Source organism: Prosthecomicrobium sp. N25, assembly GCF_037203705.1.
In the GTDB taxonomy this organism is placed as follows: Bacteria; Pseudomonadota; Alphaproteobacteria; order Rhizobiales; family Ancalomicrobiaceae; genus Prosthecodimorpha.
Genome location: NZ_JBBCAT010000001.1, coordinates 957,954 through 980,463, shown reverse-complemented (window position 1 = coordinate 980,463; position 22,510 = coordinate 957,954). Strand labels below are relative to the sequence as shown.

24 protein-coding genes are annotated in these 22,510 nt (G+C 70.8%); 14 read left to right on the top strand and 10 right to left on the bottom strand.

From position 1 onward, the window contains the following. Positions 1-58: 58 nt before the first annotated feature. A complete protein-coding gene (locus WBG79_RS04520; RefSeq protein ID WP_337355912.1) occupies positions 59-586 on the bottom strand; it encodes a methyltransferase family protein in 528 nt (175 codons plus the stop codon). A gap of 195 nt (positions 587-781) precedes the next feature. On the opposite strand from WBG79_RS04520, the gene WBG79_RS04515 reads away from it, so the two are divergent. From WBG79_RS04515 to WBG79_RS04505, 3 genes are all read left to right on the top strand, one after another. Continuing rightward, the gene (locus WBG79_RS04515) at positions 782-2,320 is read left to right on the top strand and encodes an ATP-binding protein (protein ID WP_337355911.1); all 1,539 of its coding nucleotides are present in this window, start codon (positions 782-784) and stop codon (positions 2,318-2,320) included. An 81-nt stretch (positions 2,321-2,401) separates the two neighbouring features. Further along, complete coding sequence (locus WBG79_RS04510; RefSeq protein ID WP_337355910.1) at positions 2,402-2,788, top strand: hypothetical protein; 387 nt, start codon at positions 2,402-2,404, stop codon at positions 2,786-2,788. 87 nt (positions 2,789-2,875) lie between these two features. After that, positions 2,876-3,388 (top strand): copper chaperone PCu(A)C, encoded by a 513-nt coding sequence (locus WBG79_RS04505; protein WP_337355909.1) that lies wholly within the window; start codon positions 2,876-2,878, stop codon positions 3,386-3,388. Between the two features lie 46 nt (positions 3,389-3,434). On the opposite strand, the gene WBG79_RS04500 is transcribed toward WBG79_RS04505, so the two are convergent. After that, entirely contained in the window at positions 3,435-3,938 is a 504-nt protein-coding gene (locus tag WBG79_RS04500; RefSeq protein ID WP_337355908.1) for a MarR family winged helix-turn-helix transcriptional regulator, read from the bottom strand. Between the two features lie 157 nt (positions 3,939-4,095). On the opposite strand from WBG79_RS04500, the gene kynU reads away from it, so the two are divergent. Genes kynU through WBG79_RS04485 form a run of 3 tightly spaced genes read left to right on the top strand, consistent with a single transcriptional unit; the run spans position 4,096 to position 6,913 of the window. Beyond that, complete coding sequence (gene kynU, locus WBG79_RS04495) at positions 4,096-5,319, top strand: kynureninase (RefSeq protein ID WP_337357886.1); 1,224 nt, start codon at positions 4,096-4,098, stop codon at positions 5,317-5,319. After that, a complete protein-coding gene (gene kynA, locus WBG79_RS04490; protein ID WP_337355907.1) occupies positions 5,316-6,155 on the top strand; it encodes a tryptophan 2,3-dioxygenase in 840 nt (279 codons plus the stop codon). The genes kynU and kynA overlap by 4 nt, the downstream gene beginning before the upstream one ends. After that, complete coding sequence (locus tag WBG79_RS04485) at positions 6,152-6,913, top strand: cobalt-precorrin-6A reductase (protein WP_337355906.1); 762 nt, start codon at positions 6,152-6,154, stop codon at positions 6,911-6,913. Before kynA ends, WBG79_RS04485 begins: the two co-directional genes overlap by 4 nt. Here WBG79_RS04485 and WBG79_RS04480 read toward each other — a convergent pair. From WBG79_RS04480 to WBG79_RS04465, 4 genes are all read right to left on the bottom strand, one after another. Next, the gene (locus WBG79_RS04480; RefSeq protein ID WP_337355905.1) at positions 6,901-7,647 is read right to left on the bottom strand and encodes a M48 family metallopeptidase; all 747 of its coding nucleotides are present in this window, start codon (positions 7,645-7,647) and stop codon (positions 6,901-6,903) included. The genes WBG79_RS04485 and WBG79_RS04480 overlap by 13 nt on opposite strands. A 72-nt stretch (positions 7,648-7,719) precedes the next feature. Continuing rightward, on the bottom strand, positions 7,720-8,505 hold the full coding sequence (locus WBG79_RS04475) for an ABC transporter ATP-binding protein (RefSeq protein ID WP_337355904.1): 786 nt from the start codon (positions 8,503-8,505) through the stop codon (positions 7,720-7,722). Then, positions 8,502-9,275 (bottom strand): ABC transporter permease, encoded by a 774-nt coding sequence (locus WBG79_RS04470; protein ID WP_337355903.1) that lies wholly within the window; start codon positions 9,273-9,275, stop codon positions 8,502-8,504. The genes WBG79_RS04475 and WBG79_RS04470 overlap by 4 nt, the downstream gene beginning before the upstream one ends. A 141-nt stretch (positions 9,276-9,416) precedes the next feature. Continuing rightward, a complete protein-coding gene (locus WBG79_RS04465) occupies positions 9,417-10,364 on the bottom strand; it encodes an ABC transporter substrate-binding protein (protein ID WP_337355902.1) in 948 nt (315 codons plus the stop codon). A gap of 239 nt (positions 10,365-10,603) precedes the next feature. Here WBG79_RS04465 and WBG79_RS04460 point away from each other — a divergent pair, with 239 nt between their 5' ends. Together WBG79_RS04460 and WBG79_RS04455 are read left to right on the top strand one after the other, a co-directional pair. Continuing rightward, positions 10,604-12,055 carry an exopolysaccharide biosynthesis polyprenyl glycosylphosphotransferase gene (locus WBG79_RS04460; RefSeq protein WP_337355901.1) on the top strand — a complete coding sequence of 484 codons (1,452 nt, stop codon included), beginning with the start codon at positions 10,604-10,606 and terminating at the stop codon, positions 12,053-12,055. Positions 12,056-12,212: 157 nt separating this feature from the next. Continuing rightward, positions 12,213-12,929: a metallophosphoesterase family protein gene (locus WBG79_RS04455; RefSeq protein ID WP_337355900.1), complete on the top strand. Its 717-nt coding sequence runs from the start codon at positions 12,213-12,215 to the stop codon at positions 12,927-12,929. Positions 12,930-12,935: 6 nt separating this feature from the next. Here the strand turns inward: WBG79_RS04455 and WBG79_RS04450 are convergent, their stop codons facing one another. Together WBG79_RS04450 and WBG79_RS04445 are read right to left on the bottom strand one after the other, a co-directional pair. Then, positions 12,936-13,754, bottom strand: a complete 819-nt coding sequence (locus WBG79_RS04450; RefSeq protein WP_337355899.1) for an alpha/beta hydrolase — start codon at positions 13,752-13,754, stop codon at positions 12,936-12,938. 12 nt (positions 13,755-13,766) lie between these two features. Beyond that, complete coding sequence (locus WBG79_RS04445; protein ID WP_337355898.1) at positions 13,767-14,309, bottom strand: Lrp/AsnC family transcriptional regulator; 543 nt, start codon at positions 14,307-14,309, stop codon at positions 13,767-13,769. 303 nt (positions 14,310-14,612) lie between these two features. Here WBG79_RS04445 and rpmI point away from each other — a divergent pair, with 303 nt between their 5' ends. The 6 genes from rpmI (at position 14,613) to WBG79_RS04415 (ending at position 19,678) form a co-directional block, all read left to right on the top strand. Then, the gene (gene rpmI, locus WBG79_RS04440) at positions 14,613-14,810 is read left to right on the top strand and encodes a 50S ribosomal protein L35 (RefSeq protein WP_337355897.1); all 198 of its coding nucleotides are present in this window, start codon (positions 14,613-14,615) and stop codon (positions 14,808-14,810) included. Positions 14,811-14,854: 44 nt separating this feature from the next. Beyond that, on the top strand, positions 14,855-15,217 hold the full coding sequence (rplT, locus tag WBG79_RS04435) for a 50S ribosomal protein L20 (RefSeq protein ID WP_337355896.1): 363 nt from the start codon (positions 14,855-14,857) through the stop codon (positions 15,215-15,217). A 139-nt stretch (positions 15,218-15,356) separates the two neighbouring features. Next, the gene (gene pheS / locus WBG79_RS04430) at positions 15,357-16,442 is read left to right on the top strand and encodes a phenylalanine--tRNA ligase subunit alpha (RefSeq protein WP_337355895.1); all 1,086 of its coding nucleotides are present in this window, start codon (positions 15,357-15,359) and stop codon (positions 16,440-16,442) included. 26 nt (positions 16,443-16,468) lie between these two features. Then, the gene (locus WBG79_RS04425; protein ID WP_337355894.1) at positions 16,469-16,966 is read left to right on the top strand and encodes a hypothetical protein; all 498 of its coding nucleotides are present in this window, start codon (positions 16,469-16,471) and stop codon (positions 16,964-16,966) included. A gap of 31 nt (positions 16,967-16,997) precedes the next feature. Beyond that, positions 16,998-19,418 carry a phenylalanine--tRNA ligase subunit beta gene (gene pheT / locus WBG79_RS04420; RefSeq protein ID WP_337355893.1) on the top strand — a complete coding sequence of 807 codons (2,421 nt, stop codon included), beginning with the start codon at positions 16,998-17,000 and terminating at the stop codon, positions 19,416-19,418. An 80-nt stretch (positions 19,419-19,498) separates the two neighbouring features. Next, on the top strand, positions 19,499-19,678 hold the full coding sequence (locus WBG79_RS04415) for a hypothetical protein (protein ID WP_337355892.1): 180 nt from the start codon (positions 19,499-19,501) through the stop codon (positions 19,676-19,678). 195 nt (positions 19,679-19,873) lie between these two features. On the opposite strand, the gene fumC is transcribed toward WBG79_RS04415, so the two are convergent. Together fumC and WBG79_RS04405 are read right to left on the bottom strand one after the other, a co-directional pair. Then, positions 19,874-21,283, bottom strand: coding sequence for a class II fumarate hydratase (fumC, locus tag WBG79_RS04410; RefSeq protein WP_337355891.1), 1,410 nt, complete (start codon positions 21,281-21,283; stop codon positions 19,874-19,876). Between the two features lie 77 nt (positions 21,284-21,360). Beyond that, entirely contained in the window at positions 21,361-22,422 is a 1,062-nt protein-coding gene (locus WBG79_RS04405; protein ID WP_337355890.1) for a DUF2336 domain-containing protein, read from the bottom strand. Positions 22,423-22,510: the final 88 nt, after the last annotated feature.

The window sequence follows — 22,510 nt, the reverse complement described above, 5'->3', positions numbered from 1 at the left end:
TGTCACGGAGCACCATACGCGTCCCGTCCTGCCTTTCCGTTCAAAGCGGTAGCGCGAATCACCTTCCGGCGTTGACGGGGCGTTCACCATCGCGGCCGGCCGGCCGGCGGCCGATCGGGCCGATCCAGCGCGGGGTCGTGGCCGCGTAGGCGCGCCAGGCCTCGCCGAAGCGGGCGGCCAGGTGCGCCTCCTCGCGCCGGATGGCGAGGCGGTCGACAAGGAGCGAGGCCGCGAGCGCGGCGACCAGGAACCAGCCCTCCCCGAAGACCAGCCCGAGGCCGGCGAGGAGGAGCGCGTTGCCGAGGTAGATGGGGTTGCGCGAGAGCGCGAAGGCGCCGTCCGTCAGCAGCGTCAGGGCCGGGCGCGTCGGCAGGATGTTGGTGCGGGCCCGCCTCATCGCCGTCATGGCGACGAGGTCGAGGCCGAGGGCGGCGAGGCAGGCGATGGCCCCGGCGCCGACCCGAATCGGGCCGCCCGGGAGCGGCAGCGGCGCGAGCCGGCCGAGCCCGAAGGCGAGGAGGGCGGCGGCCACGAGGATGAGCGGCGGCCAGGGTATCGTGTTGGGCCGTTCGGCAGGGTCGGTCATGGCGGATCTCCGGGCGCCGCGCGCGCCCCCGCGCCATTCTAGCGGAGGACGCGCCTCCTGGCGCCGGCGCCATGACGGCGCGAAGCGGCAGCGGCAGGGTGCGATCTCCTGTGGAGTTCCGCGGCTTGGCCGATTGCGCGGGGGTTCGGCGTGCTAGGGTCCGGCCGGACAATCCTTGAGAACTCGGGTCGCGGGATGCGGATCGGAATCGAACTCGGGCGGTGCGGCACGGGCGAGAGCCTGCTGATGGATCTCGAGGAACTCCTGTCGACGCGCCTCCTGGTCCAGGGGAACTCCGGCTCGGGCAAATCGCACCTTCTGCGCCGCCTCCTGGAGCAGAGCGCGCCCCACGTCCAGCAGGCGATCATCGACCCGGAGGGGGATTTCGTCACCTTCGCGGAGCGCTACGGCCACGTGATCGTGGACGCCGAGCGCAGCCCGGAGGACCTCGCGCGAATCGCCCTCAACATCCGGCGCCACCGGGCCTCGGCGGTGCTCGATCTCGAGGGCCTCGACGCCGAGGAGCAGATGCGCTGCGCGGCGGCCTTCCTGAACGGGCTCTTCGACGCGGAGCGCGAGGCCTGGTTCCCGATGCTGATCGCCGTCGACGAGGCGCAGCTCTTCGCGCCGGCGGCGGCCGGCGAGGTGGCGGACGACGCGCGGCGGGCCTCGCTCGGGGCGATGACCAACCTCATGTGCCGCGGCCGCAAGCGGGGCCTCGCGGGCATCATCGCCACGCAGCGCCTCGCGAAGCTCGCCAAGAACGTCGCCGCGGAGGCGTCCAACTTCCTGATGGGGCGGACCTTCCTGGACATCGACATGGCGCGGGCGGCCGACCTCCTCGGCATGGAGCGGCGGCAGGCGGAGGCCTTCCGGGATCTGTCCTCGGGCCAGTTCGTGGCGCTCGGGCCGGCCCTGTCGCGGCGGCCGGTGGAGGTCCGGATCGGGCCTGTGGAGACCGCGTCGCGGAGCGGTCGCCCGTCCCTGATGCCGATGCCCGAGACGGCACCGGCGGACCTGGAGGCGCTGATCTTCGATCCCGGCCAGGCTCCCCTTCCCGCCCCTGCCGCCCCCGTCGCGCCGAAGGCGCCGCGCACCGCCGAGATCCTCGGCAAGGTGGCGTCGGCGCGGGCGGCCGCGCCGCGCGTGCCCGAGCGGATCGAGGAACCGGCGGACCAGCGCAGCGCCGCGGAGAAGCAGGCGATCCTCGACGGCATCTACCGGGACATCCTGGCCGACCCGGAGACCGGGTTCCGGCCCGTCCCGCTCGTCTACCAGGACTTCCTGTTCCACTGCCGGGTGCACCGGCTGGACGGCGCGGCGGAGGATCTCGGCGCCTTTCGGCGGCGCCTCGCCCTGGCCCGGGCCGGCCTCTCGGGAGAGGCCGAGGATCCGGCATGGCAGCCCGTGCTCGCGATGGCGGAGGTGCTGCCGGAGGAGATGCAGGGGGTCTTCCTGCTGGTCGCCCGCGCGGCGCACGAACAGGCGCCCTGCCCGGCCGACGAGGCGCTGGCGCGCGCCTACGGCAGCCACTCGCCCTCGCGCGGCCGCTGGCTCCTCAGCTACATGAGCGAGCGCGGCCTGATCCGCGCCGAGACCGACTTCCGCGGCAATCGCACGGTCGTGGTCGCCGGCGTGGGCTGGCGGACCGAGCCCGGCCATCCCAAGGGCCAGGCGCCGCAGCGGCCCTTCCGGGCCGGCCGCGAGCCGCGGGTGCGGCGCGGAGGACCGTAGGTGGCGTGTGCTCCGGTGCGCCGCACGCATCCGGAGCAGCGCCGATTGACAAGGCCGGGCGCCGGCAGCAGGGTGCCGGGCATGCTCGCCGCCCTGCGCCACAGGACCCTTGCCGCCACCGTCGCCGCGCTAGCGATGCTGGCCGCCGTCCTGTTCGGGACGGCCCACCGGCCCCTCGGGCTGCAGCCGGACCGGCCCGCGCCCGCGCTCCTGGCGGCCTATGCGCTGCCGGACGGAACGGTCCCGGCGATCTGCGCCGTGGACGACGGGGCTCCGGCCGGCCCGCATGTCCTGGCGATGTGCGACGCCTGCCTGATCGCCGGCGCTCCCGGCCTGCCGGCTCCGGCCGCACCGTCTCTCGTCGCCCCCGACGGGAAGGCGATCCTGGGCGGATCCCTCCCGGCGAGCCTCGCCGAGCCGGCGACGCGCCATGCGCCGGCCTCGCGCGGCCCGCCCCTGTCCGCCTGACGGATCCGGATTTCACCCCTTATCCCTATACCGGGACCGGCTGGCGCGGACGAACCCGCCGCAGCGGTTCCTGATCGGAGTTGCTTCATGTTCCGCACCCTTTCGGCGGCGGCCTTCGGGCTCGCCCTCTCGTCCGCGCTCGTCATGGCGCACGGCTACACGCTCGGTGACATCGCCATCGGGCATCCCTGGGCGCGGGCGACGCCGCCCGGGGCGCAGGTCGGCGGCGGCTACGTGAAGCTCACCAATTCCGGGAGCACGCCCGACCGCCTGCTGTCCGGCACGAGCGAGGTCGCCGGACGGGTCGAGATTCACGAGATGTCGGTGGTCGACGGCGTGATGCGGATGCGCGAGATGCCGAAGGGCGTGGAGATCGCCCCGGGCGCCACGGTCGAGTTCAAACCCGGCGGCTACCACCTCATGTTCATGGAGCTCAAGCGGCCGCTGGCGGCCGGCGAGAGCGTCAAGGGCAGCCTGACCTTCGAGAAGGCCGGGACCATCGCGGTGGAGTTCAAGGTCGAGGCGATCGGGGCCATGCCCGCGGGCCACGCGGACATGGGCGCGGGGGCCGGCGACCCGAAGGCGCACATGGGGCATTGAGCGGCCTGCGCGGCAGGCCGTACCGGCGTACCGGCGGCCTGCCGCCTCAGTCCGGAGCCGAGCGGCGGCGGACCACGGAAGCCTTGAGCACCTCGAGATCCTTCAGGAGCTCGGCGAGCAGCTTCGGCTCGACGTCGCCGAAGAGTTCGCCGAGCCAGGATTCGTGCGCGGCCGCCATGCGGGCGAACACGGCCTCGCCGTCCGGCGTCATGCGCACCACGGCGGCCCGGCGGTCCTCCGGCACAGGCTCGCGACGGACGAGCCCCTCCTCGACCAGCCGGTCGACGAGGCCGGTGATGTTGCCGTTGGTCACCATCATGCGCTTGGAGAGTTCGCCGAGCCGCAGGCCCTCGGGCTCCCGCCGGAGTTGGGCGAGAAGGTCGAAGCGCGGCAGGGTCACGTCGAACTCGGCGCGCAGGCGGCGGCGGATCTCGTCCGAGATCATGTTCGCGCAGGACAGGACCCGCAGCCACAGCCGGAGTTCGATCTTGTGCCCGGCCGGCTCGTGCCGGACGATCGCCTCGATGTCGATCTGATCGTCGCCGTCCATGTCGTCCCCCGGGTCGCGTGCCTAATGTTTGAACCCTGAACGGTCCGAGTTTCAAGCAATTCGTTCGGCGGACGTGGTCTGCGAGCGCTTGACGGCTATTCGGAGGGGGTTTACTTTAAACTTAAAGTAATAGGAGGCGCGCGTGGTCACGGAAGCGCTGAGGCGCGAGGCGGCGGCGCGGGACGCGGCGGATCCGCTTGCCGGCCGGCGGGACCTCTTCGCCGTCCCGCCCGGGATCGTGTACCTGGACGGCAATTCGCTCGGCGTGATGCCGAAGGCCGTGCCGGCGCGGGTCGCCCGGACGGTCGAGACGGAGTGGGGCGAGGGGCTGATCCGGAGCTGGAACAGCGCCGGCTGGATCGACCTGCCGGCGCGGGTCGGCGCCAAGATCGGGCGGCTGATCGGCGCGGAGCCGGGCAGCGTGACGGCGGCGGACTCCACATCGGTCAACCTCTTCAAGGTGCTCTCCGCGGCGCTGCGGCTGAGGCCGGGGCGGACCCGCATCCTCTCCGACCGGGGGAACTTCCCGACGGACCTCTACATGGCGCAGGGCCTGATCCGCCTCCTCGGCGACCGGCACCGTCTCGACGTGGTCGCCCCGGAGGCGGTCGCGGACGCGATCGGGGACGACCTGGCGGTCCTGATGCTGACGGAGGTCGACTACCGCACCGGGCGTCGGCACGACATGCCGGCCCTCACCGCGCGGGCGCAGGCGGCCGGGGCGCTGACCATCTGGGACCTGGCGCATTCGGCGGGGGCCTTCCCGGTCGACCTCGCCGGGGCGGGCGCCGACTTCGCGATCGGCTGCGGCTACAAGTACCTGAACGGGGGGCCGGGCGCGCCGGCCTTCGCGTATGTGGCGCCGCGCCACCAGGAGGCGGTCGAGCCGGCGCTCTCGGGCTGGATGGGCCACGCGGCGCCCTTCGCGTTCGATCTCGACTACCGGCCGGCGGCGGGCATCGACCGGCTGCGCGCCGGCACGCCCTCGGTGATCGGCCTTTCGGCGCTCGATGCGGCGCTGGACGTCTTCGAGGGCGTCGACCTCGCGGTGCTCGCCGCCAAGTCGGCCTCGCTGGCGGCGCTCTTCGTGGCGGCCGTCGCGGCGACCTGCCCGGATCTCGTCCTGGCGAGCCCACGCGACCCGGCGGTGCGCGGCAGCCAGATCTCGTTCCGCACGCCGGAGGGCTACGCCGTCATGCAGGCGCTGATCGCGCGCGGCGTGATCGGGGACTTCCGGGCACCGGACATCATCCGCTTCGGCTTCACGCCGCTGTACCTTTCGCATGGCGAGGTGCTCGACGCCGCCGCGACGCTCGCGGCGATCATGAGCGACCGGCTCTGGGACCGGCCGGAGTTCAAGGTGAGGGCCAAGGTGACATGAGCGGCGATCCGGAGGATCCGGCCCGGGACGGGGCCGTGACGGGCTTCGCCGGGCGCATGTCCTACGGCGACTATCTGTCGCTCGACCCGATCCTGTCGGCCCAGCATCCGCTCACCGCGGCGCATGACGAGATGCTCTTCATCATCCAGCACCAGACGTCGGAACTCTGGATGAAGCTCGCCATCCACGAGATCACGGCGGCGATGCGGGCGGTCGCGCGGGACGACCTGGAGCCCGCCTTCAAGATCCTGTCGCGGGTGTCGCGGATCTTCGAGCAGCTGAACAACGCCTGGGACGTGCTGCGGACCATGACGCCGGCGGACTACACCACGTTCCGGACGGCGCTCGGCCAGTCCTCAGGCTTCCAGTCCTACCAGTACCGCGCCATCGAGTATCTCGTCGGCAACCGCAACGCCGCGATGCTGAAGCCGCACGAGCACCGGCCGGACCTCGTCGCCCGGCTGGAAGCGATCCGCGCGGCGCCGAGCCTCTACGACGAGGCGATCCGGCTCCTCGCCCGGTCGGGCCTGCCGGTCGACCCCGCCGTCCTCGACCGCGACGTGACGCAGCCCTATGCGCCGGACGAGAGCGTGAAGGCGGCCTGGACGGCGGTCTACCGGGACACGGGCACCCATTGGAAGCTCTACGAGCTCGCCGAGAAGCTGGTGGACTTCGAAGACTATTTCCGGCGCTGGCGTTTCAACCACGTGACGACGGTGGAGCGAGTCATCGGCTTCAAGCGCGGGACGGGCGGGACCTCGGGGGTGGACTACCTCAAGCGCATGCTGGGGGTGGTGCTGTTCCCGGAACTCTGGGCGCTGAGGACGGAGCTTTGAAACCCCTCCGGGTGCTGGTCCTCGGGGGGACCACGGAGGCGGGGCTGCTCGCCCGGCGGCTCGCGGGGGACCCGCGCTTCGACGCCACCCTGTCGCTCGCCGGCCGCACGCGGGAGCCGGCCGCCCAGGCACTGCCGGTCCGGATCGGCGGATTCGGCGGCGCCGCAGGGCTGGCGCGCCATCTCGCCGCCGAGGGCATCGGCGCGCTGGTCGATGCCACCCATCCCTTCGCGGCGCGCATGTCGGCCCACGCCGCCGAGGCGGCCCGCGCGGCCCGGGTGCCGCTCGCCGCCTTCTCGCGGGTGCCCTGGCAGGCGGTCGACGGTGACCAGTGGACCGAAGTGCCCGACAATTCCGCGGCCGCGGCGGCGCTGGGGCCGGCGCCGCGGCGGGTGCTCCTCACCATCGGGCGGCTCGGGGTCGCCGACTTCCGGGCCGCCGGGCAGCATCACTACGTGGTCCGCACGATCGACGCGCCGGACCCGGCCGAGATGCCGGCGCAGGCCGACCTGCTCCTCGACCGGGGGCCCTTCGACCTCGCGGCGGAGATCCGGCTCCTCCAGGACCGGCGCATCGACGTCCTGGTGACCAAGAACGCGGGCGGCGCGGCCACCTATCCGAAGATCGAGGCGGCGCGGCGGCTCGGGCTTCCGGTCATTCTCGTGGCTCCGCCGCCGCGGCCGGACGTGCCGCTCTTCCACGAACTCGAGGCCGTCATGGCCTTCCTGGCGGAGGCGGCCGGCCGTCAGGCGCCGTAGGCGTGGAGCAGCGTGCCGTGCCGCTTCAGCCAGACCCGGCCACGGTCCATGTCCGGGCATGTCTCGCGGACGGCGCGCCAGAAGCGGTGGGAATGGTTCAACTCGCGCAGGTGCGCGACCTCGTGGGCGACCAGGTAGTCGAGCACGAAGGGCGGGGCGAGGATCACCCGCCAGGAGAAGGAGAGCTCCCCGGTCGCCGTGCAGGAGCCCCAGCGGCTCCGCGTGTCCTTGAGGCGGATGGCGGTCGGGCGGACGGCGAGGCGGCCGGCGTGGAGCGCCACGGCGGGCTCGATGTCGCGCCGGGCCTCGCGCTTCAGGAAGTCGGTCAGGCGCCGGGGCAAGTGCTCACGGGCGCCGGTGACCATGATGTGCGGGAGTTCGCCGAGGGTCTCGACCCAAGCGGTGCCGCGCAGGTCCGGACGATGGAAGACCCGGTGCGGCGTCCCGCGCAGCGGCAGCAGGGCCCCGTGCTCGAACGCGATGGCGGCGGGACGGCGGGCGAGGCGGTCGGCGAGCCAGCCGCGGTGGCGCTCCAGGAAGGCGAGCGCCTCGGGCAGCCGGCCGGTGCGCGGCAAGGTCAGGACCGGGGCGTCCCCGGCGGTCGGGATGCGCAGCGAATAGCGGCGGGCGCGCGGCTCCTGCCGGACCGCGACACGGGCGGTGCGCCCGTCCCCGAGGTCCAGGTCGACATGGGCCGGCAGGACGGGGCGGCGGGCGAAGAAGGACATCGGCATCCCGAATCAGGTCTCGAGGCGATGATGCGGGAGGGCCATGGCGGCGGGAAGGCCGGCGGCGTCGCGCGCGACTCAATGCTCCGTGGCGGCGAGCACGGCTTCGGCGCGGATCTCCTCGGTGAGGCGGGCCTTGAGGGCGGAGAAGTCGGGGGTGGTCTTCAGGCGATAGTCGCGCGGATGGGGCAGATCGACAGGGATGTCGGCCTTGATGCGGCCGGGGCGCGCGGTCATCACGACGACGCGGGAGGCGAGGAAGATCGCCTCCTCGATGTCGTGGGTGACGAACAGCACGGTCTTGCGCTCGCGCTCCCAGATGCCGAGCAGGAGTTCCTGCATGAGGCCGCGGGTCTGGTTGTCGAGGGCCCCGAAGGGCTCGTCGAGGAGCAGGATCTCGGGATCGTTGGCGAGCGCGCGGGCGATGGCGGTGCGCTGCTGCATGCCGCCGGAGAGCTGCTTCGGCCAATGGTGCTCGAAGCCGCGCAGGCCGACCTTGTCGATGTAGGCGGCGACGATCTCGCGACGCTCGGCCGCCGGCATGCCCTTCTCGGCGAGCCCGAAGGCGATGTTCTCGGCGACCGTCAGCCAGGGGAAGAGCGTGTAGGACTGGAACACCATGCCCCGGTCGGGGCCCGGCCCGGTGACCGGACGCCCGTCGAGGAGGACGCGGCCGGCGGTCGGCCGGTCGAGGCCGGCGACGATGCGCAGGAGCGTGGACTTGCCGCAGCCCGAGGGGCCGAGGACGGTGATGAAGTCGTTGGCAGCGACCGTCAGGTCGGTCGGCTCCAGCGCGCGCGTGGGCTTGCCGCCGCGGCGGCCGGGGAAGACGCGGGAGACGCCCTCGACGGCGAGTTTCGTCATGCGAAGGTCCAGGGGAAGAGCCGGCGGTTCATCGCCTTGAACAGGAAGTCCGAGACGAGGCCGATGACGCCGATGACGATGATGCCGAAGATGATCTGACCGGTGGCGAGCAGCGCCTGGCTGTCGACGATCATGTGGCCGATGCCCGAGGAGGAGCCGATCAGCTCGGCGACGATCACGTAGGTCCAGGCCCAGCCGAGCACCAGCCGGAGGATCTCGGCGATCTCGGGGGCGTTGGCGGGGATCATGACCCGGCGGACGATGCCGGCGTCCCGACTGCCGAGCGTGTAGGCGGCCTCCACCAGGTCGCGGCGGGTCGACCCGACCGCGATCGCCACCATGAGGACGAGCTGGAACACCGAACCGATGAAGATGACGAGGAGCTTCTGGAACTCGCCGATCCCTGCCCAAAGGATCAGCAGCGGGATGAAGGCGGAGGCGGGCAGGTAGCGGGCGAAGGAGACGAAGGGCTCGAAGAAGGCCTCCACCGGCTTGTAGGCGCCCATCAGGATGCCGAGCGGCACGGCCAGGATCGCGGCGAGCACGAAGCCGCCGACGACCCGCCAGACCGTCATGCCGATGTCCTTCAGGAAGCCGTAGTCGACCAGCAGCGACCAGCCGTCCCGGACCATCGTGACCGGGTCGGCCAGGAAGGTCCGCGAGACGAAGCCGCCGAGGGTCGCGTAGGCCCAGGCCGCGAAGAACAGGACGAAGAACAGGATCCCGAGGATCGTCCGGGCGGCGGGCGAGATCGGCTCCAGCGGCTTCATGAGCACTCCGCGACAAGACAGGCCGGGGGACGTCCGGACGCCGGCATGGATGCGCCCGTCCGCAAGGCCGGCCGGGGGCGGGCCTCCCGGACCGGACGGCGGGCCACACTGCAAGGCGGCAGGGACCCGCCGAGCCGGCGATCACTTGATGAAGCGGTCGTCCACCAGCGTCTTGATGTCCGGCTTCGACTTGATGATGCCGACCTCCAGGAGGACGGCGGCCGCCTCCTCGGAGAAGCGGAAGATCTCGTCGGCGAAGAATTTCTGGTTGGCCGCCTTGTCCTGCCAGCGCAGGTACTTGGCGGAGGCGCCGAACTGGTCGCCGGTCTGCTTCACGTCGGCGCCCATAATCTCGTAGGCCTTGGCCTGCTCCTTGGCGATCATGTCGAGCGCCTCGAAGTAGCTGTCGGCGAGGGCCTTGGCGGCTTTCGGGTTCTCCTCCAGGAACTTCGGCGTGCAGCCGACCGTGTCCATGATCATCGGATAGTCGAGGGTGGTGGCGATGATCTTGCCGGCTTCCGGCTTGTCGCGGACGGAGGAGAGATAGGGCTCGTATGTCATCGCCGCGTCGTTCTGGCCGGCTATGAAGGCCTGGGCGGCGGGGCCCGGCTCCATGTTGACGACGTTGACGTCCTTCACCGAGAGGCCGTTCTTGCGCAGGAACCAGGCGAGCGTGAAGTAGGGTGCGGTGCCGGGGGCGGAGGCCGCCACGGTCTTGCCCTTGAGGTCGGCGATCGACTTGAGGTCGTTGCGGACCACCATGCCGTCGGCGCCGTAGGATTTGTCCAGTTGGAAGATCTGCTTGGTGGCGATGCCGGCGGCGTTCCATACGACCCAGGTCTCGACCGTCGTGGCGGCGCACTGGATGTCGCCCGACGCGATGGCGAGGTGGCGGTCCTTCTGCGGGATCTTCTTGATGGACACGTCGAGGCCGTTCTTGGCGAAGATTCCGGCCTTGTCGGCAAGGGTCAGCGGGGCGAACCCGGTCCAGCCGGAGATCCCGAGGCCGATCTTCGTCTGGGCCGCGGCGGGACCCGACAGGGCGAATGCGGCGAGAGCCGCGGCGGCAAGAAGACCACGAACAGGCATGGGTCGACCTCCTCAACGGGACAGCGGCCGATCACATCAGAAGGTCCGGATGCTGTCAATTGTATAGACATATCGAACTGCGTCACGGTGTCCGCGTCCCGCCGGGTCGCGGTCGCGCTGCCGACGATTCTTGCATTTCTGCAATCCTGTGATGTGTGCCGTGTCTTTCTGCAGCGCAAAAAATCGGTTATCGCTACGGGTCAGGGTTAAGCAAATCCAATCAAGGCGGACACCTCCGGATGGTTCACACCGATTGGAACGACGAGCAGGACTCGATGTGGGCCCACGGCCCCGCCCTGCGCTCCCCGAGGATCGGGCACGCCCGGGAACTCCTCCAGCTCTGCCTCGTCCTCCTCGATGCCGCGCTGATCGTCGGCACCGGCATGCTCGCCCAGCGGCTGGCTCCCGCCGGGGCCGGCGTGGAGGACGGGCTCACCCGTGTTTCCGTTCTGGCCGCGATCCTGTTCGCCGGCCTGATGGGGCTGCGGGGCGCCTACGGCAGCGATCGGGTCGGGGTCGTCAGGGAGCAGCTCCTTCTGGTTGCGACGAGCTGGCTGGCGGTGGCCGCCATCCTGGTCGCCTCGGCCTTCCTGTTCCGGGTCGAGGGGGCATACCGGACGCCGGGGACCGCGCTGTTCCTGGCGCAGTCCGGCATGCTGCTGGCGTTCGGCCACGGGTTCCTCGCCTCCCAGCTCTCCCGGCGCTTCAAGGCCCGCAGGGCTTCGCTCCAGTCGGTCGTCGTGATTCTGCTCGGCCATCCCGGCGAGTACGGCGCGATTCGCGACCGCCTGGCCGAGCGCGGCGTCGCCATCCTGGCGAGCCACATCATGGCGCCGGGCTCGCGCGGCTTCGCGCGGGACTGCCTGGTCGCGCTGCAGACCGTCAGGTCCGTGCTCGCCGGACGGCGCTGCGATTCGGTGCTGGTCTTCGGGCGCTGGCGCGAGGAACGGGCGATCGACGAACTGGTCAATGCGCTGTCCCCCCTGCCCGTGCCGGTCATCCTGATGGCCGACCCGGCGATCAACCGGGTGCTCGGCCGGCGGCAGGTCCGCTACGGGGCGATCACCGGCTACGAGATCCGGCGGGCACCGCTCACCATGACGGACCGGCTGGTCAAGCGGGGCTTCGACGCGGTCGTGGCCGGCGGCATCCTGGTCATGATCTCGCCGCTGCTGGCCGCCGTGGCGCTCGCCATCCTGGTCGAGACCGGCCGGCCCATCCTGTTCGCACAGGACCGGCGCGGCTTCGGCGGCAAGCCGTTCCGGATCCTCAAGTTCCGCAGCATGACGGTGACCGAGAACGGGCCCGCCATCGCGCAGGCGCAGAAGGGCGACAAGCGGGTGACGCCGCTCGGGGCCGTGCTGCGCAAGACGAGCCTCGACGAGCTGCCGCAGCTCATCAACGTGCTGAAGGGCGAGATGTCGATCGTCGGCCCGCGCCCGCACGCCCTCGCGCACGACGACCAGTATGACGACGTGATCGCCACCTACGCGTACCGCCAGCACGTCAAGCCGGGCATCACCGGCTGGGCACAGGTCAACGGCCATCGCGGCGAGACGCGGGAGATCGCCGACATGGAGGCGCGCGTCGAGCACGATCTCTGGTACATCAACAACTGGTCCCCCTGGCTCGACGTGAAGATCCTCGGCCTTACCGCGCTGAAGGTGTGGCGCGACGACAAGGCCTATTGAAGTTACGGAGCTGCTCGGCGACACTCGGCACCGTTATTGCTTGCTTTGTCCTCCCGTCCGGATCCGGACATTTCCGGATCACGGCCGACCGGTACAGTGTTAGGGACAGGACATGGTGCTCGGGGCTTTGATCAGTCGTTTCCGGACTGCCCAGCCGGTGGCCTACCCGCCGGCGCCGGCGGGGCGCGTCCTCTACGCCATCGGAGACGTGCACGGCCGCTCGGACGCGCTCGACTTGGCCTTCGCACGGCTCGACGCGGACCGGGCGACGCTCGAGGGCGAGGAGCCGATCGAGATCTACGTGGGCGACTACATCGACCGCGGGCCGGACTCACGGGGCGTCGTCGAGCGCCTGATCCGACGGGCCGAGACGGTCGATTGCGTGTTCCTCAGGGGCAATCACGAGGCCACCCTCATCGAGGCCCTCGGGGAGGACGCTCTCTTCGGCGACTGGCTCGACATGGGCGCGGTGCCGACCATCCTGTCCTACGGGGTCGAGCCGTGGATGGTGCAGGCCGGCAGCCAGAACGCGGCCGACCTGGCGCGCGCCTTCAAGGCGCTCTTGCCGCAGTCGCACTTCCGCTTCCTCGGCGCGACGCATTCCTGGGCGCGCTTCGGGTCCTACGTGTTCGTCCATGCGGGACTGAAGCCCGGCGTCCCGCTGGAGGCCCAGCGGCCCGACGACCTGTTCTGGATCCGCAGCGAGTTCCTGAAGTCAAACCACGACTTCGGCCATATCGTCGTGCACGGGCATACGCCGGTGAACGCGGTCGACTTCCGGGCCAACCGCATCAACATCGACACCGGCGCCTACGCGACGAACCGGCTCACCGTGCTCCGGATCGACGAGGCCGGGCCCCGGGTGCTCGACTGATCCCCTTCAGGGGGCGGCCGTCACGCGACGATTGAGCGGCCCCCCGGGCGAAACGAGATCCTCCAGGATCGTGAAGTGATTGCGACCGGCGAGGTCGACGACCTCCGGCGCGAGGTCCGCCCAGGCCCTCGCCAGGCCCTCGCTCTGGCGGTGGAACTCGGCCGATTCCTCGGCCCCGACGGCGAGGACGAGGCGGCACGGGGCCCGCACCGCCGACGTCGTCAGGCTCAGGGCCGCGGCATCGGACGGGGACAGGCCGACGACCTCGTTCATGCTGGTCTCGACGAAGTGGGTGAGGTCGAAGACGCCGGAGACCGAAAGCGCGGCCGCGAAGGGGCTCACGGGCAGGCCGCGGGCGGTCCAGTCGGTGGCGAGCATCAGGGCGGTCAGGTAGCCGCCCGCCGAATGGCCACTGACGACGAAGCGCGCGCGCTCGGAGGGGGACAGGTGGTCGCGCCAGAGCGCCTCGGCGGCGGCGCGCGCCGACTCGCAAAGGCGGGCGAGGGTCACGTCCGGGCAGAGCGGGTAGCCGGCGACCGCAACCGTCAGGCCCTGGTCGACGAAGCCGTCGGCGACCCAGGAGAAGTCCTCCTTGGAGAAGGCCCGCCAGTAGCCGCCGTGGAAGAAGAGGAGGGCGCCGCGGGCGTCCGGGGCGCGAAAGATGTCGATCGCCTCGCGCGGGTGGGTGCCATACGCCACGGTCTCCGGAGGGCGCCGCGCGCGGGTGCCGGCGGCGCGGACCGGCCAGTCGGCGTAGAGGGCGGGGGCGTCGGGGACGGACAGGCGGGGATTGAACTCGCGTTCCCAATGCGGATCGACGGCCACGGGTCTCCTCCTTCAGGGGATCGGCACGGCCAGGGAGGCCTTCACCGACTTCATGGCGAACATGGTCTGGGTGCGGCGGACGAGCGGCAGGCGGCGGATGCGGTTGAAGACGCTCTCGTAGAAGTCGTCGAGGTCGCGGGCGACGACATGGAGGATATAGTCGTCGCTGCCGGACACGCCCGTGCAGAAGAGCACCTCGGGCATGGCCCGGACGGCCTCCTCGAAGGCGTTGGTCTGGTCCTCGGCCGTGGTGTCGGTGCCGACGAGCACGTAGGCCTGGACGCCGTAGCCGAGCTTCTTGGGGTCGACGGTGGCGTGGTAGCCTGTAATGTAGCCCTCCTCCTCCAGGCGCTTCACCTTGCGCCAGCAGGGAGAGGTGGACATGGCGGCCTTCTCGGCCAGTTCGGCGGTGGTCAGCCGGGCATCGGCCTGCAGGGCGCGCAGGATGATGCGGTCCTGCCGGCCGAGGCCGTCCGGGGCCTCCTCGGCCGGGGCGCGGGCCGGCCTCGCCGGCTTCTGCCGGGCGGCGGCGCTGCCGATCTTGCGGTCTGGCATGGCTTGATCCGTCACGAGGGAGCCGGGTTCGACGCCTCCATCCTTCTCGAAGGGGCCCGGCAACTCAAGGGGCGGCGCGGCGCCGCGCGAAGGCACGCCCGCCCCGTTGCATTTCCCGCGCCATGATCCTATAACCCGGCCGTCTTTCGGACCGACCGGCGTAAGGGCATGCCGTGGCGGTTCATGAAGGCTCGAACCCAGATCAACTCAGGATGACGGGGGTTCTCGCGCCGGCGACCGGCCGGCGCGCTCGGGTGGCCTTCGGGCCGCCCCACCGTCTCCGCAAGGCATAGAGAGAGCAAAATGCCCAAGATGAAGACCAAGAGCGGCGCGAAGAAGCGCTTCAAGCTCACGGCCACCCGCAAGGTCAAGGTCCAGCAGGCCGGCAAGCGCCACGGCATGATCAAGCGCACGGCGAAGTTCGTGCGCAATGCCCGCGGCACCACCGTGCTCGCCGAGCCCGACGCGCGGATCATCCGCAAGTTCATGCCCTACGCGTGAACCCGATCCGCAACGAACGACTTTGACCCGATAGGAGAACCACCATGGCTCGTGTGAAGCGCGGTGTGACCGCCCACGCCAAGCACAAGAAGGTGCTGAAGGCCGCCAAGGGCTACTATGGCCGCCGCAAGAACACCATCCGGACGGCGAAGGCCGCCGTCGACCGCTCGATGCAGTACGCCACCCGCGACCGCCGGATAAAGAAGCGGAACTTCCGCGCCCTCTGGATCCAGCGGATCAACGCCGCCGTGCGCGACATCGACTGGAACCTGAACTACAGCCGATTTATCGACGGCCTGAACAAGGCCGGCGTCGAGGTCGACCGCAAGATGCTGTCGGACCTCGCCATCCACGAGCCGGACGCGTTCAAGGCCCTCGTCGCCAAGGCTCAGGCCGCCCTGGCCTGATCGCGGGACGCTCGCGCCGGATCGGCATTCATCATCGATCCCCGGGTCCTCCGGACCCCGAAGAGAGCCCCGCCCGCCCCGGCGGGGCTTTTGCGTGTTCCGAGCCCCCGCTCCCGATCCCCTGACCGGATTTTCGCCCATGAGCGACATCGAGACCCTGGAACGGACCATCCTCGGCGAGATCGAGGCGGCGGCCGACGAGGCGGCCCTGGAGACCGTGCGCGTGGCGGCGCTCGGCAAGAAGGGGTCCGTCTCCGAACGCATGAAGACACTCGGCGGCATGGCCCCGGAGGAGCGCCGGACCGCCGGGGCGGCGATCAACGCCGTGAAGGACCGCGTCACCGAGGCGCTCGCGCGCCGGCGGGAGACCCTGAAAGCCGCGGCCCTGGACGCGCGGCTGGCGCGGGAGACGGTCGACGTCACCCTGCCGCTCCGCCCCAACCCGGCGGCGGAAGGCCGCATCCACCCGATCAGCCAGGTGGTCGACGAACTCACGGCGATCTTCGCCGACATGGGCTTCCGCATCGCCGAGGGGCCCGACATCGAGACCGACTACTACAACTTCACGGCGCTCAACTTCCCCGTCGGGCACCCGGCGCGCGAGATGCACGACACGTTCTTCTTCCAGCCGAAGACGGACGGCGAGCGGATGCTCCTGCGCACCCACACCTCGCCGGTGCAGATCCGCACGATGGAGCGAGAGAAGCCGCCGATCCGCGTGATCATCCCGGGGCGGACCTACCGGTGCGACTCCGACCAGACGCACACGCCGATGTTCCATCAGGTCGAGGGCCTCGTCATCGACAAGACATCGACCATCGGAACGATGAAGTGGGTCCTGCAGGAGTTCTGCAAGGCCTTCTTCGAGGTCGAGCACGTCGAGATGCGCTTCCGTCCGTCCTTCTTTCCGTTCACGGAGCCGTCCATGGAGGTCGACATCCGCTGCGACCGCTCCGGACCGGAGATCAAGTTCGGCGAGGGGAACGACTGGCTGGAGATCCTCGGCTGCGGGATGGTGCATCCGAACGTGCTGAAGTTCGGCGGCATCGATCCGGACGAGTACCAGGGCTTCGCCTGGGGCATGGGCATAGACCGGATCGCCATGCTCAAGTATGGCATGCCGGACCTGCGAGCCTTCTTCGACGCCGACGCGCGCTGGCTCAAGCACTACGGCTTCAGGCCGCTCGACCTTCCCACGCTGTTCGGGGGATTGAGCGCGGCATGAGCGCGGCGACCGGGAGAACGGGACCGATGATGGATGCGATCGTAGCCAAGCTCGACGAGTTCGTGCTCGATTTTGCGGGCGAACGCGACGAGAGTTCGTATGTCCGCGTGCGCGAGATCATGGCGACGCACCCGGAATACGCCCGGCGCGACGCCTTCCTGGAGAAGCAGCTCGAGGCGATCGACCAGAAGATTGCCATGCTGCTCGTCCATTGCAGCCTGCTCATCGCGGTGGGCGCCATGATCGCGACCTTCGGGCCACGCCTGATCGCGCTGCTGGCCGCCGTGCTGGCGAGCCTCTTCGCGGCGCTCGCCGCGATGCTGCTGCGCTGCACCCGGGTGTTCGGTGCGCTCGACTTCCGCATGGACGAGACGCTGACGGTCGACCTGATCCTGGACCGGATGACCTACCAGATCTCGGTCCGGAAGAACGTCTACCGGAAGGCGCTCCGGGTCGCGACGGTGGCGACCATCGGCTTCATCCCCATCCTCCTCGTCGCGGCGCTCGCCGCGCTCGTCCGCTGACCGGCGGTCCGGTCCACCGAGGACAGATCCCATGAAGTTCACCCTTTCCTGGCTGAAGGACCACCTCGACACGAGCGCGTCGCTCGACGAGATCGTCGAGACGCTGACGATGATCGGCCTGGAGGTCGAGGGCGTCGACGACAAGGCGAAGGCGCTCCGGCCCTTCACGGTCGCGTATGTGATCTCGGCCGAGCAGCACCCGAACGCGGACCGGCTGCGCGTCTGCATGGTCGATACCGGCCACGGCGAGCCGGTGCAGGTCGTCTGCGGCGCCCCGAACGCCCGCACCGGCATGAAGTCCGTCTTCTCGCCGCCCGGGACCTACATCCCGGGCAAGGACATCACACTCGGGGTCGGCACGATCCGGGGGGTGGAGAGCCGCGGCATGCTCTGCTCGGCGGCGGAACTGCAGCTCTCCGACGACCACACGGGCATCATCGAACTGCCGTCGGACGCGCCGGTGGGCCTCTCCTACGTGGCCTATGCGGAGCTCGACGACCCGGTCATCGACGTCTCGCTGACGCCGAACCGGGCGGACTGCACCGGCGTGCGCGGCATCGCGCGGGACCTCGCGGCGACGGACCTCGGCACCCTGAAGCCGGACCCGATGCGCGGCATCCACGGGCTCTTCCCCTCCCCGCAGAAGGTCGAACTGGCGCTCGCGCCCGAGGATTCGGCCGCATGCTCGGCCTTCTTCGGCCGGTATGTCCGCGGGGTCCGGAACGGGCCGAGCCCGGAGTGGGTGCAGAAGCGGTTGCGCGCGGTCGGGCTACGGCCCATCAACGCGCTGGTCGACATCACCAACTACATCTCGCTCGACCGCGGGCGGCCGCTCCACGTCTACGACGCCGACAAGCTCACCGGCACGATCCGGGCCCGCATGGGCCGGACCGGGGAGAGCTTCCTGGCGCTCGACAACAAGACCTACGCGGTCGACGAGCGGATGTGCGTCATCGCCGACGACCGGGCTGTGCTCGGGCTCGGCGGCATCATCGGCGGGGAGGACACGGGCTGCTCGGAGGAGACGCGCAACGTCTTCATCGAGTGCGCCTATTTCGACCCGCTGAAGATCGCCGAGACAGGCCGGCGGACCGGCATCGTATCGGACGCGCGCTACCGCTTCGAGCGCGGCGTCGACCCGGCCTTCCTGGGGCCCGGGATCGAGCTCGCGACCCGGATGGTGCTCGACCTGTGCGGCGGCGAGCCGTCCGAGGTGGTGCGCGTCGGGGCGGCGCCCGATCCGGACCGGATCATCACCTTCCCGCTCTCGGAGGTGAAGCGCCTCTCGGGGCTCGACCTCAACTGGATCGAGGTGAAGCACATCCTGGAGCGGCTCGGATTCATCGTCGTCTCGGCGACCGACGAGTTCCGCGTCTCGCCGCCGTCCTGGCGCGGCGACATCCACGGCAAGGCCGACCTGGTCGAGGAGGTGGTGCGCATCCACGGCCTGAAGAACGTGCCGCTGAAGCCGCTCGAGCGCATGGGCTCGGTCGGCGAGAAGGTGCTGACGCTCCTGCAGGTGCGCCGGTCGCGCGCGCGGCGGACGCTGGCGGCGCGCGGCATGATGGAGGCGGTGACCTGGTCCTTCGTGTCGAAGGCGGAGGCCGAGCAGTTCGGCGGCGGGCAGCCGGCGCTGGCGCTCGCCAACCCGATCGCCGCCGACCTCTCCGACATGCGGCCCAGCCTGCTGCCCGGCCTTCTCGGCGCGGCCCAGCGCAACGCCGACCGGGGCCTCGGCGACGTCGCCCTGTTCGAGGTCGGCCAGGTGTTCCGCGGCGATCGCCCGGAGGATCAGAAGACCCATGCGAGCGGCGTCAGGCGGGGCACCGCGGTGATGACCGGGGCCGGACGGCACTGGTCGGGCAGCGCGCCGACGGTCTCGTGGGCGGACGCGAAGGCGGACGCGCTGGCGGTCCTGGAGGCGCTCGGCGCGCCGGTCGACCGGGTCCAGCTCGCGCGGACCGCGCCGGCCTGGTACCACCCGGGCCGCTCGGGCGTCTTCCAGCTCGGGCCGCAGAACGTGCTGGCGGTCTTCGGCGAGTTGCACCCGCGGCTCCTGGAGGCCCTCGACGTGGGCGGCCCGCTGGTCGCCTTCGAGGTGATGCTCGAGGCCGTGCCGGAGCCGAAGGCCCGGCCGACCCGCTCCAAGGGCGCGCTGTCGGTCTCCGAGCTGATGCCGGTGCGGCGCGACTTCGCCTTCGTGGTCGACGAGGCGGTGGAGGCTGACAGGCTCGTCAAGGCGGCGCGCGGGGCCGACAAGACCCTGATCACGGAGGTCGGCGTCTTCGACGTCTTCCGCGGTCCGGCGATCGGCGAGGGCAAGAAGTCCGTGGCCATCGAGGTCGTCCTGCAGCCGCAGGGCAAGACCATGACGGACGAGGAGATCGAGGCGCTCGGCGCCAAGGTGGTGGCCGCCGCCGCGAAGGCGACCGGGGCGGTGCTGCGCGGCTGACCCGCCCCCCTGCCCTCCCCCCGAACCGGGCCGGAACCGCCTTCCGGCCCGGGACGTTGGCTCCCGAAAGGGAGACAGCCATGACAGCCAAGATGCCCCCCGTGCCGAAGGACCAGCGCAGCCCCAAGGGCACCGGCGACGCCGAGCGCCCGGAGGCCGACACGTCGGTCGAGAAGCGGCCCGACAACCTCGAGGAAGAGGGCCGCTGGGGCAACATTAAGCAGAACACGACCAACCAGGGCTACCAGCAGGACCGGTGAGGCCGCGGCCTATCCCCAACGGCCCCGACAAGGTCCGACGTTTCGATCTGTCATTGCCGGGCTCGCCCCGGCAATGCACCTCGCGAAGACTGAGCGCGCGGTCTGGATGCCCGGGACAAGCCCGGGCATGACAGAGAGAGAAGCGCTGATGACTCGGTGAATGCTTCGCCGGTGGATGCTATCCGCCCGGCCCGATCAGGGCCGGGTCATCTCGAGCGGCACGACGATGCGGTCGAAATCCTCGGCCGTGACTTTGCCGGAGGCGAGGGCCGCCTCGCGCAGCGTACTGCCGGACTTGTGGGCCGCCTTGGCGATCGCGGCGGCGGCGTCGTAGCCGATATGGCGGTTCAGCGCCGTCACCAGCATCAGGTTCTTCTCCAGGTTCTCGGCGATGCGGGCGCGGTTCGGCTCGATGCCGCGCGCGCAGTGCTCCTCGAAGGCGAGGGCCGCGTCGGCGAGGAGCCCCAGGCTCTCCAGGACGTTGTGGACCATCACCGGCTTGAAGACGTTGAGCTGGAAATTGCCCTGGGTGCCCGCGAAGGCGACGGCGACGTCGTTGCCGAAGACCTGCACGCAGACCATGGTCAGGGCCTCGGACTGGGTCGGGTTCACCTTGCCGGGCATGATCGACGAGCCGGGCTCGTTCTCGGGAATCAGGATCTCGCCGATGCCGGTGCGCGGGCCGCTCGCCAGCCAGCGCACGTCGTTGGCCATCTTCATCAGGCTGCCGGCGAGGGTCCGGAGCGCGGCCGAGACGTCCACCAGGGCGTCGTGGGCGGCGAGCGCGAAGAACTTGTCGGGAGCGGACCGGAAGGGGTGGCCGGTCAGGGCGGCGATCCGGGCGGCGGCGCGGTCGCCGAATTGGGGGTGGGCGTTGAGGCCTGTGCCGACCGCCGTGCCGCCGATCGCCAGGTCGTGGAGGCCCGGCAATGCGCGGCGGACGGCCCCGAGGCCGAAGTCGAGACCGGCGACCCAGGCGCCGATCTCCTGGCCGAGGGTGATCGGGGTGGCGTCCTGGAGGTGGGTCCGGCCGGTCTTGACCACGTCGGCGTAGGCGGCGGCCTTGGCGGCGAGCGTGTCGCGCAGCCGTTCCACGGCGGGGAACAGGCGGCGGTGCAGCTCCTCCACCACGGCGATGTGCATGGCCGTCGGGAAGGTGTCGTTCGAGGACTGGCCGTGGTTGACGTCGTTGTTGGGGTGGACGGGGTCCTTCGACCCCATGCGGCCGCCGGCGAGCTCGATCGCCCGGTTGGAGATCACCTCGTTGGCGTTCATGTTGGACTGGGTGCCGGAGCCGGTCTGGAACACGACCAGCGGGAAATGCGCGTCCAGGCCGCCGGCGATGACCTCGTCGGCGGCGCGGATGATCAGGTCGGCCTTCGTGCGGTCGAGTTCGCCGAGCTCCGCGTTCGCCTCGGCGGCGGCGCGCTTCAGGATGCCGAGCGCGCGGATCACAGGGCGGCCCCAGCGGAAACGGTCGGTGCCGATCGGAAAGTTTCCGATGGAGCGCTGGGTCTGGGCCCCCCAGTAGCGATCGGCGGGCACGTCGACGGACCCCATGGTGTCCGTCTCGGTGCGGGTCGCGGGGGCGGGCTTGTCGGTCATGGGGCGGCCTCCGGCAGCGGCCGCGCAACTTGCGGCCCTCCGGGGCATATGGCGAGGCGGCGGGGCCGCCGCCAGGATCAGGACCGGCCGTACCGGCTTGTATTCCGCTTCTGGTGGAACTTGAGGGCGCGGTCGGCGGTGCCGGGGGTCATGTCCCGGTACTCGAACAGCATCAGGTCGATCTCGTCCTCGCTGAGGCACAGGCGGTCGCCGCGCAGACGCGCCAACTCCGCATAGACGGCGGGCGACACGTCGAGATGCTTGCAGATCACCGCGACGGCCGTGCCGCTCGGCTTCTGCATGGCGTTGGCGACGTGGCTCTCCGGCACCTCGGCGAGCACGGACAGCACGCAAGCGATGTCGAGCACGCGGCGCTGCCCGACCAGCAGGGACAGGATCTCGTCGATCCCCCGGCGGCCGTCCTGGATGTCGGCGGCGAAGCCGCGGGCCTCCATGCGCTGCCGCTGCGCCTCGGCGCGGGCGAAGGCGAGCGTGGTCACCGCGTCGTCGACGAGACCGTCGACATCGGCGCGCTCCCCGAGGGAGCGCCGGGCGGCCGGTGTCAGGATGCGGACGACCCCGTCGATCAGGGTCGGCGAAAAGTCGGTACGGCGTGCGAAGGCCTCGGCGAGGCGGCGGCTGGCGGCCGCGCGCTCGGCGAGCAGCGACTGCGAGCGGCCGGAGAAGCGGGCGCCCTGGTTCTCGGTCACGGTCTCGAGCACGATCGGGCCGCCGCGGTCGACGAGGATGTCGGTCACGACCTCGGGGAGCACCGGGCGCCGCGCGATGGCGACGCGATGATCGTCGCTCTTGCGGCCGGCGAGCTCGATCAGGTCGGCAACCGTCAGGACGGGGGATCGTTCGAGCACGGGCTCGGCCACCGGAGCCTCGTCGTCGGCGAGCCTCAGGACGAAGTCGCGCGGGGTCTTGGACATGGGTGCGACCTTCCGGGATACGGCGATCCGGTCCTCGATCGGCGCAGCTTCCAGGAGCCGCCCGAGGACTTCGCCGAAGAGGACCACCTCGCGGTCGCTGTAACGGTCCACGCCCTCCACGAACAGGTCCGAGACCGCGACGAACAGCTCCCGCCGCTTCTCGGTCGAGCCCTCCCTCGCAAGCTCGAGCAACCTCGTGAACATGGACCGTCGCCTCCAATGTCTTCGGCCTGGAAGGCGACATTGCAACAGAAATCTTGAATAGACGTGTAGTGGATGGAAGGAAATACGG

Excerpts from the sequence above, each read along its gene's own strand:
- WBG79_RS04405 (WP_337355890.1), bottom strand. The coding sequence starts at position 22,422 with ATGTTCACGAGGTTGCTCGAGCTTGCGAGGGAGGGCTCGACCGAGAAG.
- WBG79_RS04425 (WP_337355894.1), top strand. The coding sequence starts at position 16,469 with ATGATGGATGCGATCGTAGCCAAGCTCGACGAGTTCGTGCTCGATTTT.
- WBG79_RS04500 (WP_337355908.1), bottom strand. The coding sequence starts at position 3,938 with ATGGACGGCGACGATCAGATCGACATCGAGGCGATCGTCCGGCACGAG.
- pheS (WP_337355895.1), top strand. The coding sequence starts at position 15,357 with ATGAGCGACATCGAGACCCTGGAACGGACCATCCTCGGCGAGATCGAG.
- WBG79_RS04505 (WP_337355909.1), top strand. The coding sequence starts at position 2,876 with ATGTTCCGCACCCTTTCGGCGGCGGCCTTCGGGCTCGCCCTCTCGTCC.
- WBG79_RS04515 (WP_337355911.1), top strand. The coding sequence starts at position 782 with ATGCGGATCGGAATCGAACTCGGGCGGTGCGGCACGGGCGAGAGCCTG.
- WBG79_RS04445 (WP_337355898.1), bottom strand. The coding sequence starts at position 14,309 with ATGCCAGACCGCAAGATCGGCAGCGCCGCCGCCCGGCAGAAGCCGGCG.
- WBG79_RS04470 (WP_337355903.1), bottom strand. The coding sequence starts at position 9,275 with ATGAAGCCGCTGGAGCCGATCTCGCCCGCCGCCCGGACGATCCTCGGG.
- WBG79_RS04415 (WP_337355892.1), top strand. The coding sequence starts at position 19,499 with ATGACAGCCAAGATGCCCCCCGTGCCGAAGGACCAGCGCAGCCCCAAG.
- WBG79_RS04460 (WP_337355901.1), top strand. The coding sequence starts at position 10,604 with ATGGTTCACACCGATTGGAACGACGAGCAGGACTCGATGTGGGCCCAC.
- WBG79_RS04480 (WP_337355905.1), bottom strand. The coding sequence starts at position 7,647 with ATGCCGATGTCCTTCTTCGCCCGCCGCCCCGTCCTGCCGGCCCATGTC.
- kynA (WP_337355907.1), top strand. The coding sequence starts at position 5,316 with ATGAGCGGCGATCCGGAGGATCCGGCCCGGGACGGGGCCGTGACGGGC.
- pheT (WP_337355893.1), top strand. The coding sequence starts at position 16,998 with ATGAAGTTCACCCTTTCCTGGCTGAAGGACCACCTCGACACGAGCGCG.
- WBG79_RS04465 (WP_337355902.1), bottom strand. The coding sequence starts at position 10,364 with ATGCCTGTTCGTGGTCTTCTTGCCGCCGCGGCTCTCGCCGCATTCGCC.
- rplT (WP_337355896.1), top strand. The coding sequence starts at position 14,855 with ATGGCTCGTGTGAAGCGCGGTGTGACCGCCCACGCCAAGCACAAGAAG.
- rpmI (WP_337355897.1), top strand. The coding sequence starts at position 14,613 with ATGCCCAAGATGAAGACCAAGAGCGGCGCGAAGAAGCGCTTCAAGCTC.
- WBG79_RS04520 (WP_337355912.1), bottom strand. The coding sequence starts at position 586 with ATGACCGACCCTGCCGAACGGCCCAACACGATACCCTGGCCGCCGCTC.
- WBG79_RS04475 (WP_337355904.1), bottom strand. The coding sequence starts at position 8,505 with ATGACGAAACTCGCCGTCGAGGGCGTCTCCCGCGTCTTCCCCGGCCGC.
- fumC (WP_337355891.1), bottom strand. The coding sequence starts at position 21,283 with ATGACCGACAAGCCCGCCCCCGCGACCCGCACCGAGACGGACACCATG.
- WBG79_RS04510 (WP_337355910.1), top strand. The coding sequence starts at position 2,402 with ATGCTCGCCGCCCTGCGCCACAGGACCCTTGCCGCCACCGTCGCCGCG.